Raw genomic sequence first — 13,655 nt, 5'->3', positions numbered from 1 at the left:
ACGCCTACGCCTCGCCGTCCGGGCGGACCGGCTGCACCACCACACGCCGGACGGCGTCGACCAGCAGCCCGTCGTCCTCGGCGGGCACGGCGATCAGGTCCAGCAGCAGGCGGCCGCGCTCGACCCGGCCCATCACCGGCTGAACGGCGTCCCGCCGCAGGGGCTCGGCCAGGTGGGCGGGCACCGACACGGCGGCGCTCGGCAGGGGCACCTGCGGCGCGCCCCCGCCGCCGACCGCCGCGACGGACGTCACCGCGCGGGCGTCGACGACGTCCGCGAGCTGCGCCGCGATGCTCCCGGCCCGGGCGAGCAGCGCGTCGGGGCTCGCGGCGAGCGCGGTGACGACCGGCGGCGGCGGCCCGGTGAGGGTGGCCTCGAGCGCGGCCAGCGTCAGCTTGTCCACCCGCAGCGCCCGGGCGAACGGGTGCCGGCGCAGGGCCTCGACCAGGTCGGCGCGACCGAGCATGAGCCCGCACTGCGGGCCGCCGAGCAGCTTGTCCCCGGACGCCGTGACCAGGTCGGCGCCGGCGCGCAGGGCGGACGCAGCGCTCGGCTCGTCGGGGAGCCGGGGGTGGGGGGCGAGCAGGCCGGAGCCGATGTCCGCGACCACGGGCACCGGCAGCGAGGCGAGCTCGGCGATCCCGACGGAGGAGGTGAACCCGGACACGACGAAGTTGGACGGGTGCACCTTCAGGACGAACGCCGTCCGCTCGCCCACCGCGGCGGCGTAGTCGGCCAGGCGGACCCGGTTCGTCGTCCCCACCTCGCGCAGTCGGGCGCCCAGCGACTCCAGCAGCTCCGGGATCCGGAACCCGTCGCCGATCTCCACCAGCTCACCGCGCGCGATGACGATCTCGCGGCCGGACGCGAGCGCGCACGTGACCAGGGCGAGGGCCGCGGCGCCGTTGTTGACGACGTGGACCCCGCCGGCGTCGGGCACGGCGGCGGCCAGCGCCGCCAGCGCCGAGCGTCCGCGCCGGCCGCGCCGCCCGGTCGCCAGGTCGAGCTCGACGTCGGTCGTGCCGGCGGCCACGCCCAGCGCCTCGGCGGCCGACGCGGACAGCGGCGCCCGCCCGAGGTTCGTGTGGATGACGATCCCGGTGGCGTTGACGACCCGGCGCAGGGCGGTGGCGTGCGCCGGCAGACCGGCCACGACCTGCGCGACGACGTCGTCGGGCGCGACCTCGCCGGCGCGGCACCGCTCGAGCGTCGCTGCCACGACCCGCTTGACGAGGTCGGTGCCCAGACGTCGGGCCGCGTCCTGCAGCCTCGGGTCGCGCAGCACGGTGTCTGTCCGGGGCGTCGCACTGCGCGGGTCCGTCACGTTCACCTCTCCGCGCCGACTCGGGCCGGAGCGGGCCCAGGGACACCCCGTCATGTGGCGGAGGCGGACGGGAATCGAACCCGCCTGACCGAGATGCTCGGTCACTACGGTGTTGAAGACCGCGCCCGTCACCAGACGAGGAACGCCTCCGCGGGTCATCCTAGGCAGATGCACCCTGACGCACCGACCGGCCCGACGCGATGACCACCGGGCTCACCGACGTCCGTCTCACCCAGTACGCCGCCGGTGGGGGGTGCGCCTGCAAGGTGCCGCCCGGTGAGCTCGAGCGGGTGCTGGCCGGCCTGCCCGGGGGGCGCGCCGCCGGGACCGGGGTCGGCGACCTGCTGGTGGGTCTGGAGCACGGCGACGACGGCGCCGCGGTGCGGATCGACGACGGTCCGGGCGGGCGTGCGGTGATCGCCACCGCTGACTTCTTCACCCCGGTGGTCGACGACGCGTACGACTGGGGGCGGATCGCCGCCGCCAACGCTCTCTCCGACGTGTACGCGATGGGCGGCGAGCCGCTGCTCGCGATCAACCTGCTGGGGTGGCCGCGCAGCAGGATCCCGTTCGAGCTCGCCGCCGAGGTCCTGCGGGGCGGCGCCGACATCTGCCGGGAGGCCGGCACGCACCTGGCCGGCGGGCACAGCATCGACGACCCGGAGCCGAAGTACGGCCTGGCCGTCACCGGGCTCGCCGCAGCCGATTCGCTGCTGCGCAACGACGGCGCGACCCCCGGTGCCGCGCTGACCCTGACCAAGCCCCTCGGCCTGGGCATCCTCAACAACCGGCACAAGGCGACCGGGCAGCGCTTCGAGCAGGCGATTGCGACCATGGTCGCCCTCAACCGCGACGCCTCCCGGGCCGCCGTGGCCGCGGGGATCCGGGCGGCCACGGACGTCACCGGCTTCGGCCTGCTCGGTCACCTGTACAAGATGGCGCGCGCCAGCGGGGTCACCGCGGTCGTCGACGCCGCGGCGGTGCCCTACCTGCCCGAGGCGCGCGAGTCCCTCACGCAGGGCTTCGTGCCCGGCGGGAGCAGGCGGAACCTCGACTGGGTGCGCCCGCACCTGGATGCCCGGGTGGACGACGACGAGCTGCTGATGCTCGCCGACGCCCAGACCTCCGGCGGGCTGCTGGTCGCCGGGGAGCTGCCCGGGCATCCCGTCATCGGCGAGCTGGTGCCCGCCGGCGAGTTCCCGCTCGTGATCAGGTGACAGGTCTGCGAGGATCCGGGGATCCACCCGTCGGGTACGGGTGGGCGACGCGCGAGGAGGCGTGGCATGGGCATCGGTGACGGGCTGAGCAGGACGTTCCTGTCGTGGCCCGTGGTGCGCCAGGTCACCGGTGCCGACCCGCTCGGCCGGGGTCCCGCGGCCCGGTCCGCGCACACCGACGGCCTGACCGCCCGCACCGAGACCGCCGACCGCGTCGCCCGCAGCGTCTGCCCCTACTGCGCCGTGGGCTGCGGCCAGCTCGTGTACGTCAAGGACGAGCAGGTCGTCCAGATCGAGGGTGACCCCGACAGCCCGGTCTCGCGCGGGCGGCTGTGCCCCAAGGGGTCCGCGAGCAAGAACCTCGTCACCAGCCCGCTGCGGCAGACCACGGTGCGCTACCGCGCGCCCTTCGGCACCGAGTGGGAGGACCTCGAGCTCGACGTCGCGATGGAGATGATCGCCGACCGGGTGGTCAAGGCGCGCGACGACACCTGGCAGGAGCTCGACGACGACAAGACGGTCCGGCGGACGCTGGGCATCGCGAGCCTCGGTGGGGCGACCCTCGACAACGAGGAGAACTACCTCATCAAGAAGCTGTTCACCGCGATGGGCGCCATCCAGATCGAGAACCAGGCGCGTATTTGACACTCCGCCACGGTCCCCGGTCTGGGGGCCTCGTTCGGGCGCGGCGGCGCCACCGGGTTCCTCCAGGACCTGGCCAACGCGGACTGCATCGTCATCCAGGGCTCCAACATGGCCGAGGCCCACCCGGTGGGGTTCCAGTGGGTGATGGAGGCCAAGGCGCGGGGTGCGACGGTGATCCACGTCGACCCCCGGTTCACCCGCACCAGCGCGCTGGCCGACACGTTCGTGCCGCTGCGCGTCGGCACGGACATCGCGTTCCTCGGTGGCGTCATCAACTACGTGCTGCAGAACGGGTTGGACTTCCGCGAGTACGTCGTGGCCTACACCAACGCCGCGGTGATCGTCAGCGACGACTACCAGGACACCGAGGACCTCGACGGGCTGTTCTCGGGGTTCGACCCGGCGACGCGCACCTACGACCCCGCCAGCTGGCAGTACGCCGGCCGGGACTCGGCGCAGGACGGCGACGACCAGGACCACGTCGTCCAGCGCGAGACGGCCAGCGCCCTGCAGCACGAGACGCACGGCATCGGCGTGGAGAGCGACCCGCCGCGCGACGAGACCCTGCAGCACCCGCGGTGCGTCTACCAGATCCTCAAGCGGCACTTCGCGCGGTACACCCCCGAGCTGGTGTCGCAGACCTGCGGCGTGTCGACCGAGGCCTTCCTCGAGGTGGCGCGCGCCTTCACGGAGAACTCCGGTCGCGACCGGACGACGGCGCTCGTCTACAGCGTGGGCTGGACCCAGCACAGCGTCGGGGTGCAGTACATCCGCACCGGCGCGATCCTCCAGCTGCTGCTGGGCAACATGGGCCGTCCCGGCGGCGGGATCATGGCGCTGCGCGGGCACGCCAGCATCCAGGGCTCCACGGACATCCCGACCCTGTTCAACCTGCTCCCGGGCTACCTGCCGATGCCGACCGCCGGTGTGGACGACAGCCTCGACGACTGGCTCGACGGGATCAGCCACCCCGGGTCCAAGGGGTACTGGGCGAATGCGCGCGCCTACGGCGTGAACCTGCTCAAGGCCTACTGGGGCGACGCCGCCACCGCCGAGAACGACTTCTGCTTCGACTACCTGCCGAGGATCACCGGCGACCACGGCACCTACCGCACCGTCCTCGACATGATCGACGGCAAGGTCAAGGGCTACTTCCTGCTCGGGCAGAACCCGGCCGTCGGCTCCGCGCACGGCAAGGCGCAGCGGCTGGGGATGGCCAACCTGGACTTCCTGGTGGTGCGGGACCTGTTCGAGATCGAGAGCGCGACGTTCTGGAAGAACTCGCCCGAGGTCGAGACCGGCGAGATCGTGCCCCAGGAGTGCCGCACCGAGGTGTTCCTCATGCCCGCGGCGTCGCACGTGGAGAAGGAGGGCACCTTCACCCAGACCCAGCGCATGCTGCAGTGGCGGGAGAAGGCCGTCGAGCCCCCGGGCGACTGCCGCTCGGAGCTGTGGTTCTTCTACCACCTGGGCCGGCTGATCCGGGAGCGCCTGGCGGGCTCCACCGCCGAGCGTGACCGGCCGCTTCTCGACCTCGCCTGGGACTACCCGATGCTCGGCGACACGGACGACCCCGACGCCGAGGCCGTGCTGATGGAGATCAACGGGTACGACGTCGCGACCCGCCGGCCGCTGTCCTCGTTCACGGAGATGAAGGCGGACGGCTCCACGCTCGGCGGGTGCTGGATCTACACCGGCGTCTTCGCGGACGGGGTGAACCAGGCGGCGCGGCGCACGCCCGGCTCCGAGCAGAGCTACGTGGCGCCCGAGTGGGGATGGGCCTGGCCGGCGAACCGGCGGACCCTGTACAACCGCGCCTCCGCGGACCCGCAGGGGCGGCCCTGGAGCGAGCGCAAGGCCTACGTCTGGTGGGACGCCTCGCGCGGCGCGGCGGGGGAGTGGACCGGGCACGACGTCCCCGACTTCGAGGTCACCAAGCCGCCGTCGTACCGGGCGCCGGCGGGCAGCGACGGCGTCGAGGCCATCGAGGGGGTGGACCCGTTCATCATGCAGGGCGACGGGAAGGGCTCCCTGTTCGTCCCGAAGGGCCTCATCGACGGTCCGCTGCCGACCCACTACGAGCCGGTGGAGTCGCCGTTCCGCAACCCGATCCACGGTCAGCAGGCCAACCCCACGCGCAAGGAGTACTCGCGGCCGGCGAACCGCCTGAACCCGAGCCCGCCGGAGCCGCACGCCGAGGTCTTCCCGTACGTCTTCACCACCAGCCGGCTGACCGAGCACCACACCGCCGGCGGGATGAGCCGCTACGTCGGGCGACTGGCCGAGCTGCAGCCGGAGATGTTCGTCGAGGTCTCCCCGGAGCTCGCCGCCGAGCGCGGGCTGCAGAACGGTGGCTGGTGCCACGTGGTCACGGCCCGCGCAGCGGTCGAGGGCCGGGTGCTGGTGACCGACCGCCTCTCCCCGCTGCGCGTCGAGGGCCGGGTCATCCACCAGGTGTGGCTGCCGTACCACTGGGGGACGGGCGGCATGGTCACCGGCGACTCCGCCAACGACCTGTTCGGGATCTCGCTGGACCCGAACGTCCTGATCCAGGAGAGCAAGGCCGGCACCTGCGACGTGCTGCCCGGGCGTCGCCCGACGGGCCGTGACCTCCTCGCCTTCGTCGAGGGCTACCAGCGCCGCTCCGGCGTGCACGACGACCATGCCCGGCCCATCGTGACCGTCGGTCCCGGGGCCCAGGCACCCGACGACGGCGACGAGACGCCCGACCCCGCAGGAGGCACCTGATGGCAGGCAAGCACAGCCTTTTCGGCCCGGTGGACCCGGCGGCCGATGCCGGCTACGGCGAGGACCACCCCCCGCGGATGGGGTTCTTCACCGACACCAGCATCTGCATCGGCTGCAAGGCGTGCGAGGTGGCGTGCAAGGAGTGGAACGACGTGCCGGCCACGCACTTCGACATGCTCGGCTCGTCCTACGACAACAGCCTCTCGCTGAACGCGAACCAGTGGCGCCACGTCGCGTTCATCGAGCAGGCCAAGCCCCTGGGCGAGCAGGAGTCCGGGCTGAGGCGACAGGCCGTGGACCTGGGGATGCCCGGGATGGCGCCGCCCGACGGGGCGTCGGCCGCGCACGCGGGGCAGGACGACGACGCCGGTCGGCCCGACTTCCGCTGGCTGATGTCCTCCGACGTGTGCAAGCACTGCACGCACGCCGCCTGCCTGGACGTGTGCCCGACCGGCTCGCTGTTCCGCACCGAGTTCGGCACCGTCGTCGTGCAGGACGACATCTGCAACGGCTGCGGCTACTGCGTGCCTGCCTGCCCCTACGGCGTGATCGAGCGCCGCAAGGGGCCCGAGGGCGCCAAGAACGTCGGCATCGCCCAGAAGTGCACGCTGTGCTACGACCGCCTCGGCGCCGGCAGCACCCCGGCGTGCGCGCAGGCGTGCCCGACGCAGTCCATCCAGTTCGGCGACGTCGACGAGCTGCGCGAGCGGGCCGACGCCCGGCTCGCGCAGCTGCACGAGGCGGGGACCACCGACGCCCGGCTCTACGGCCACGACCCCGAGGACGGCGTCGGCGGGGCCGGGGCGTTCTTCCTCCTGCTGGACGAGCCGGAGGTCTACGGCCTTCCGCCGGACCCGGTCGTGACGACCAAGGACCTGCCGCACATGTTCAACCGGGCCGGGGTCGCGGCCCTGACGCTGCTGGCCGGTGCCGCCCTGTCCTTCCTGGGCCGGCGCCGGTGAGCGCCGCGACCGACGACGGCGCGACCGACGACGCCGCGACCCACGACGGCGGATCGGTGGGCCGCGACGGCGTCCAGGACGCGCGGCCGGACCGGGCCGCCACGCCGGGCTCGGCGGGCGGCCGATCGAGGCGGCGTCGTGGCGGCCGCGGCGGGGGCGGGGATCGACCGATGGTCCCCGAGGCGACGTTCACCTCCTACTACGGGCGGCCGATCGTCAAGCCGTCGCCGTGGGAGGCCGACATCCCGACGTACCTGTTCGCCGGCGGCGTCGCGGCGGGGTCCTCGCTGATCGCCGCCGGTGCCGACCTGACCGGTCGCCCGACGCTGCGCCGGTCCGGACGGCTGGGGGCCGTCGCCGCGCTGTCAGTGTCCATGGTCGCCCTGGTGCACGACCTCGGGAAGCCCAGCCGGTTCCTGAACATGCTGCGGGTGGCGAAGGTGACGTCGCCGATGTCGGTCGGCACCTGGATCCTGACGCTGTACGGACCGTTCGCCGGGGCGGTCGCCGCCACCGAGGTCGTCGCCATGCTGCCGGCGCGCTGGCGCGTCGGGCCGCTGCGGCTGGCCGCCGTCGTGGACCGCCCGGCAGGCCTGCTCGCGGCCCTGTTCGCCCCGCCCGTGGCGGCGTACACCGCCGTGCTGCTCGCCGACACGGCGACCCCGTCGTGGCACGCCGCCTACCGGGAGCTGCCCTTCGTGTTCGTCGGCTCCGCAGCGGCGGCCTCGGCGGGGCTGGGCCTGGTCACCTCGCCGGTCGGCGAGACCGGCCCGGCCCGCCGGTTCGCGGTGGGCGGGGCGGCCCTCGAGCTCGTCATGGAGCACCGGATGGAGCGCTCGATGGGGATCACCGCCGAGCCGCTGCACCGGGGCACGGCAGGTCGGTGGATGCGGGCGGCCAAGGCGCTGACCGTCGCCGGAGCAGCGGGCTCCCTGCTCGCGGGGCGCAGCCGCGCGGTCGCCGTCGTGTCGGGGACGGCCCTGCTCGCCGGGTCGGTGTGCACCCGCTTCGGCATCTTCGAGGCCGGGCAGGAGTCCGCCAAGGATCCGCGGTACACCGTCGTCCCGCAGCGGGAGCGGCTGGCGGCCGGGATGCCCGTCCGGTCCGGGCCGGCCGCGCCACGCACGTCGCACCCGGCGACCTGACCGGTGACCGGATGACCAGCCGATGAGCAGCCGATGAGCAGCCGATGAGCAGCCGATGAGCAGCCGATGAGCACCGTCGCCGTCGTCGCGGCCGGCGCCGGCGGGGTGCAGTCCGTGCGCACCGGCCTGGTCGAGCCGCTGCTGCGGGACGGGCACACCGTCGCCGTCACCCTGACGCCGACGGCGGGCGCGTGGCTGACCGACGTCGGCGAGCGCCGGCTGCTGCAGGAGGCGACCGGTCTGCCGGTGCGCGACCGGCCGCGGCTGCCGAGCGCACCGAGCCCGCACCCGCCGATCGACGTCTACGTCGCCGCACCGATGACCGCCGGCTCGACCGCGAAGCTGGCCCTGGGCCTCGGGGACAACCAGGCCCTCACCGTGCTGACCGAGGCGATCGGCACGGCCGCCCCCCTGGTCCTGTTCCCGTGCATCAACGCCGCGCACGCCCGCCACCCGGCCTGGCCCGGGCACCTGGCGACCCTGGCGTCGGCGGGCGTGGAGCTCCTGGTCGGTGACGACGTCTGGCCGCTGGCCGAGCCGCGCGCGCCCGGCACCCGTGAGCTGCCGTGGGCGGCGATCCTCCGCGCGGTCGGACGGCACCTGACCTGAACGGCCGGGTCCTCGCGCCGCACCCAGGGGCCCGCCCCTCTTGCGGTGGGCACGTGTGAGCGTTAACAATAAGTTTAACGTCACACTCAGCGGTGTCGTCGTCGGGCGCTCGAGGATGCGCGCCCCGGTCCGTGCGGACCGCGAGGGGGCGATCGACGTCCGTGCCAGGGGAGCGGACGAGGTGTGTCGCCGGCGTCGGTGCCGGCGGTGACCCGGGACCGGCTGGTGTGGCCACGGGGGCGACCGCTCGAGGAGCGGGACGTCCGTCCTGCCGGTGCACGGCCGGCGGGGCGAGCAGAGGATCGAGGAGGATCTGGTGCGACTACTGCACATGCATCGAGCGGGTGTCCGAGGGGCCACGCTGGCGACGGTCGGCGCGCTGGTCTCGGCCTGCCTGGTCGGGTCGACGTTGCCCGCGTCCGCCGCGGACGACGTCCAGCTGATCGTCAACGGTGGCTTCGAGGCCGGACTGACCGACTGGTTCCCCAACAACGGCAACGCCGACGACGGCGGCACGCTGTCCGTGGTGGGCGAGGCCTTCGCCGGGACGGGCGCGATCGCCATCACCGGCCGGACGACCACCGGGTCGGGTCCGATGCAGGACCTGTCCGGCGAGCTGCAGGCCGGCGGCACCTACACGGTCACCGCCAGGATCCGGTACGACGACGCCGCCAGCCCCGAGACGAAGCAGTTCTTCGCCACGATGCACTACGGCGGCGGGACGTACACCAACGTCGGGACGGTCGAGGCGACGCGCGGTGAGTGGGCGCTGCTCGAGAGCACCTTCACGATCCCCGCCGGCCAGGACGTGGCCACCGCGCGGCTGTTCTTCGAGACGCCGTGGGTCCCGCCGGCCGACGCGCAGGCGGCGCCCGACCTGCACCTGATGGACTTCATGGTCGACGAGGTGTCCCTGATCGGGGCGGCCGCGCCCGAGCCCCCGGCTGCGCCGTCGAAGACGATCGAGGTCGTGGGCAAGCTGCCGGGCGAGCACAACCCGCTCATCTCGCACAAGTTCGGCGCGGACGGCTTCGGCTTCGTCGACGACGGTCGCGTGTACATGTACATGACCAACGACACGCAGGGGTACGCGCCGGACCCGCAGACCGGGATCTCGCCGCAGATCAACTACGGCCAGATCAACCAGATCACGGTCATCTCCTCCGAGGACCTGGTCAACTGGACCGACCACGGGGAGATCCAGGTCGCGGGGCCTGACGGTGTCGCCCCCTTCACCAACAACTCGTGGGCCCCCGGCATGGCCACGAAGATGGTCGACGGCGAGCAGAAGTACTTCCTCTACTACGCGAACGGCGGCGGGTCGAGCAACGTCATCACCGGTGAGTCCCCGCTCGGCCCGTGGAGCAGCGAGCGGTCCAGCACCCTGATCAACAGCAGCACCCCCGGTGCCGAGGGGGTCAACTGGCTGTTCGACCCGGCCCCGTTCGTGGACGACGACGGTCAGCCCTACCTGTACTTCGGCGGTGGCCCGGCCGCGGCGGACCTGCCGCCCGAGGAGCGGTTCAACAACCCGAAGAACCTGCGGGCGATCGAGCTCGGGGACGACATGGTCTCGACCGAGGGGTCGGCGGTCGTGGTCGACGCCCCGGTCGCGTTCGAGGCGGGGCACGTGTTCGAGCGTGACGGCCGGTACTACTTCTCCTACTCCTCGCACTTCGGTGGTCCGGACTTCGGCGGCAACCAGCCGCGCGTGCCGGGCTACCCCGGGGGTGGCCAGATCGGCTACATGATCTCCGACGACCCCATGACCTGGCCCAAGGAGACCTACGCCGGCGTGCTCTTCCCGAACCAGGCGCAGTTCTTCGGTCCAGGGACCGGCGGGAACAACCACCAGTCCGTGTTCGAGCTCGACGGCGAGTACTACTTCACGTACCACGCGCCGACGCTCAACAAGCGGATCAACGGGGACACCACGCAGGGGTACCGCAGCCCGCACATCCAGAAGCTGGAGTTCAACGACGACGGGACCATCGAGCCCGTGGTGGGCACCTACGCGGGGCCCGAGCAGGTGCGCGACTTCGACCCCTACCGCGTCATCGAGGCCGAGACCATCGCCTGGCAGCAGGGTCTGGCCACGACCGTGATCGACGCCCCGTCGACGCAGTTCGGTGCCGGTGCCCCCAACCTCGCCCTGCACGACGTCGACGACGGCGACTGGACGTCCCTGTCCGCGGTCGACTTCGGTGCGGGTGCGGCGCGGGTGACGGCGACGGTGCGCCCCCTCGTCGACGGCGGCCGCATCCGGGTGCGGCTCGACGACCGGGAGTCCGCGCCCGTGGCGACCGTCGACGTGAGCGGCGAGCCCGGGCAGTGGACCGAGGTCAGCGCCGCGCTGGCCGGAGTCAGCGGGGTGCACGACGTGTACTTCACCGTCGAGGGCCCGACCGGCGAGGACCTGTTCGAGGTCGACACCTGGTCGTTCGAGGCGGCCGAGGACGCCGGGCCGACGTCCCCGGTGTTCGTCGACGTGCAGCCGGGGGCCGCCTTCTACTCCGACATCCGGTGGCTGGCCGACAACGGGCTGTCCCTGGGCACCCAGGTGGGTGAGGACACCTGGTTCTACCCGGCATCGGCGATGAGCCGGCAGGCGATGGCGGCCTTCCTGTACCGCTACGCCGGGGCGGGCTGGACCCCGGCGCCCGGGACGCAGACGTTCTCCGACGTCCCGGTCGACCACCAGTTCTACGACGCGGTCGAGTGGATGAAGGCCGAGGGGCTCGCCGACGGGTACGCCGACGGCACGTTCGGCGCCACCCGGCCGGTCTCGCGCCAGGCGATGGCCGCGTTCCTCCACCGTCTGGCGGGGGAGCCCGACGCGGCTGCGCCGGTGACGTTCAGCGACGTGACCGACGCCGCCCCGTTCGCCGAGGCGATCGCGTGGCTCGAGTCCGCCGACATCGCCGAGGGGTACCCGGACGGGACCTTCGGCACCACGCGTCCGGTGACCCGCCAGGCCATGGCGGCCTTCCTGCACCGGTACGACGCGTTCCTGTCCGACGCCAGGAACGCCCTGGGGTAGCCGGCCGGCGGCAAGGGACCGGCCTGGGTGGCCGGTGAGTCGCACCTCGTCGGCCACCCACCCCGCGGCAGCCGCGGGCTGCTGCACCGCGCAGCAGCCCGCGGTCACCGCACGAGCCGTCGGCGCCGACGGCCACCCCACAGCGACCCGGTGACCACACCGTCACTGACGACCACCCAGGAGCACCGATGAGATCCACCCTGCCCGCCGCCCGTCGAGCCGCCCGGACGGGCGTGGCCGCCGCCTTCGCGCTGGCCGCCGCCGCGTCCGTGCTCGCCGTCCCGGCCGCTGCGGCCACCGACTCCCCCGACACGTTCGAGTGGAGCTCGACCGGCCCCCTGATCACCCCGCAGCCCGACGCGACCCACGGGTCGGTCGCCGTCAAGGACCCGACGATCGTGTTCCACGACGGCGAGTACCACGTCTTCATGACGACGACCCCCGGCGAGGGCGAGGGGTGGGCGCTGGCGTACACGCACTTCGCCGACTGGGCCGACGCGGACGACGCCCCGATCACCTACCTCGACCAGTCCGGCATCGGGGAGGGGTACCGGGCCGCACCCCAGATCTTCTTCCACGAGCCCGACGGCCTGTGGTACCTCGTCTACCAGACGGGCAACGCCAGCTACTCCACGACCGACGACATCAGCGACCCGCTGTCGTGGAGCGAGCCGACCAACTTCTTCGCCGACATGCCCCAGATCATCCGGGACAACATCGGTAACGGGTTCTGGCTGGACTTCTGGAACATCTGCGACGAGGAGATGTGCTACCTCTACTCCTCCGACGACAACGGCCACCTGTACCGGGCCGAGACCACGCTCGAGGACTTCCCGAACGGCTACACCAAGACGGTCATCGCCAAGGAGGAGGCCGAGCGCTTCGACCTCTTCGAGGGCGGTGCCGTCTACCGGATCGGCGACACGGGTCGGTACCTGCTGAGCGTCGAGGCGATCGACGACGAGGGCGTGCGCTGGTTCCGGTCCTGGGTGGCGGACTCGCTCGATGCCGTGGGGGACGAGTGGGTCCCGCTGGCAGCCACGCTGGAGAACCCCTTCCTCGCCTGGCCCAACGTGACGTTCGAGTCCGACGCGTGGACGCGCGACGTGTCGCACGGGGAGCTGCTGCGCAGCAACGTCGACCAGACCCCGACGATCGACCCCTGCACCCCCTTGCAGTTCCTCTACCAGGGCCGCGACCCCGAGATCGAGGCCGCGTACGGCGACCTGCCCTACCGGCTGGCGCTGCTGACCGCCCAGGGTGACAACCCGATCAGCGCGATGTGCAGCGCCGAGGTGCCGGCCTTCGCCGACGTGCCGGCGGACTCCCCGTTCGCGGTCGACATCGCCTGGCTCGCCGAGCGCGGGCTGTCCACCGGCTACCAGGTGGACGGGCAGACCGTGTTCCAGCCGGCCGCGCCGATGAGCCGGCAGGCGATGGCGGCCTTCCTGTACCGGTATGCCGGTGACGACTGGCAGCCGGCCGCGGGGACGCAGACCTTCACCGACGTGGGCCCGGACCACCGGTTCTACCCGCAGATCGAGTGGCTGGCGGCCATGGACTACGCCGACGGCTACTCCGACGGCACGTTCCGTGGAGCGGCCCCGGTCTCGCGTCAGGCGACCGCCGCCTTCCTGCACCGTCTGGCCGGGTCGCCCGCGGTCGCGACCGGCCCAGGTTTCACCGACGTGCACGCCGACGACCCCTTCGCCGAGGCGATCGCCTGGGCGCGGGCCAGCGGCATCGCCGACGGGTACGACGACGGCTCCTTCGGCGTGACGCGTCCGGTGACGCGGCAGGCGATGGCGGCCTTCCTGCACCGCTTCGACACCTTCCTCACCGCGGCGGTCGTCGTGCAGTAGCCGCAAGGTCCCCGCAGCCCACGCGGGGACATCCGCACGACGGGAGCCGGTGACCCTCTCGGGTCACCGGCTCCGGTCGTGCGCCGCCGGTCGCGGTCGACCT

8 protein-coding genes and 1 tRNA gene are annotated in these 13,655 nt (G+C 73.0%); 7 read left to right on the top strand and 2 right to left on the bottom strand.

Annotated features, from left to right (window positions below; genetic code table 11):
- Positions 1 to 4 precede the first annotated feature (4 nt).
- Both selA and Q0840_RS02530 read right to left on the bottom strand, forming a co-directional pair.
- The gene (selA, locus tag Q0840_RS02535) at positions 5 to 1,324 is read right to left on the bottom strand and encodes an L-seryl-tRNA(Sec) selenium transferase (protein ID WP_367183059.1); all 1,320 of its coding nucleotides are present in this window, start codon (positions 1,322 to 1,324) and stop codon (positions 5 to 7) included.
- 55 nt (positions 1,325 to 1,379) lie between these two features.
- A tRNA-Sec gene (locus tag Q0840_RS02530) sits at positions 1,380 to 1,474 on the bottom strand.
- Positions 1,475 to 1,524: 50 nt separating this feature from the next.
- Here Q0840_RS02530 and selD point away from each other — a divergent pair.
- The 7 genes from selD to Q0840_RS02495 all read left to right on the top strand — a co-directional run bounded on the left by selD (position 1,525) and on the right by Q0840_RS02495 (position 13,552).
- Complete coding sequence (gene selD, locus Q0840_RS02525) at positions 1,525 to 2,541, top strand: selenide, water dikinase SelD (RefSeq protein ID WP_298455869.1); 1,017 nt, start codon at positions 1,525 to 1,527, stop codon at positions 2,539 to 2,541.
- Positions 2,542 to 2,607: 66 nt separating this feature from the next.
- Positions 2,608 to 5,934: a formate dehydrogenase gene (gene fdh, locus Q0840_RS02520; protein ID WP_298455866.1), complete on the top strand. Its 3,327-nt coding sequence runs from the start codon at positions 2,608 to 2,610 to the stop codon at positions 5,932 to 5,934.
- On the top strand, positions 5,934 to 6,896 hold the full coding sequence (locus Q0840_RS02515) for a 4Fe-4S dicluster domain-containing protein (protein WP_298455863.1): 963 nt from the start codon (positions 5,934 to 5,936) through the stop codon (positions 6,894 to 6,896). Before fdh ends, Q0840_RS02515 begins: the two co-directional genes overlap by 1 nt.
- A gap of 170 nt (positions 6,897 to 7,066) precedes the next feature.
- Complete coding sequence (gene nrfD / locus Q0840_RS02510) at positions 7,067 to 8,041, top strand: NrfD/PsrC family molybdoenzyme membrane anchor subunit (RefSeq protein WP_298455860.1); 975 nt, start codon at positions 7,067 to 7,069, stop codon at positions 8,039 to 8,041.
- Positions 8,042 to 8,107: 66 nt separating this feature from the next.
- Positions 8,108 to 8,650, top strand: a complete 543-nt coding sequence (locus Q0840_RS02505; protein ID WP_298455857.1) for a flavoprotein — start codon at positions 8,108 to 8,110, stop codon at positions 8,648 to 8,650.
- Positions 8,651 to 8,966: 316 nt separating this feature from the next.
- Entirely contained in the window at positions 8,967 to 11,690 is a 2,724-nt protein-coding gene (locus tag Q0840_RS02500) for a family 43 glycosylhydrolase (RefSeq protein ID WP_298455855.1), read from the top strand.
- Between the two features lie 188 nt (positions 11,691 to 11,878).
- Positions 11,879 to 13,552 (top strand): non-reducing end alpha-L-arabinofuranosidase family hydrolase, encoded by a 1,674-nt coding sequence (locus tag Q0840_RS02495; RefSeq protein WP_298455853.1) that lies wholly within the window; start codon positions 11,879 to 11,881, stop codon positions 13,550 to 13,552.
- The last annotated feature ends 103 nt before the right edge of the window (positions 13,553 to 13,655 follow it).

It is taken from the genome of uncultured Cellulomonas sp. (assembly GCF_947494015.1).
GTDB lineage: Bacteria > Actinomycetota > Actinomycetes > Actinomycetales > Cellulomonadaceae > Pengzhenrongella.
Note: the sequence above shows the minus strand (reverse complement) of the source record. Positions and strands in the feature narration are given on the sequence as shown.